Origin of the sequence: Erwinia sp. PsM31, from assembly GCF_030433775.1 — a bacterium.
GTDB classification, from domain to species: Bacteria; Pseudomonadota; Gammaproteobacteria; order Enterobacterales; family Enterobacteriaceae; genus Erwinia; species Erwinia aeris.
Map to the genome: position 1 here is coordinate 1 of NZ_JARUWZ010000088.1, position 269 is coordinate 269.

General features: G+C 60.6%; 1 protein-coding gene. It reads left to right on the forward strand.

The genetic code is table 11. The annotated features are described in order from the left end of the window. A partial coding sequence (locus QCD69_RS22580) for a hypothetical protein (protein ID WP_301253580.1) occupies positions 1-269 on the forward strand: 269 nt, incomplete at both ends.

Genomic DNA, 269 nt, shown 5'->3' on the forward strand with positions numbered 1-269 from the left:
GCCTGGCAGGGCTGTTCAACCCCGGCAGCAAAGTCGGGCAGCAGTATGAGTCCGGCATGATGGTCGATTCGCTTGGCCTGAATATCGCGATGGATCAGAATGTCGATGTGCATACGAACGGCACGCAGAACGTCGGCGGCACCATCGTCAGCGGCGCAGGGCAAAGTGGCGCAGCTATCACGGTTGTTGGCTTGGGCGGCACGATCACGCGCGGCACCGTTGTTACCTTCCCCGGCTGCTATGCAGTCAATCCGCAGACTCGCAAGACT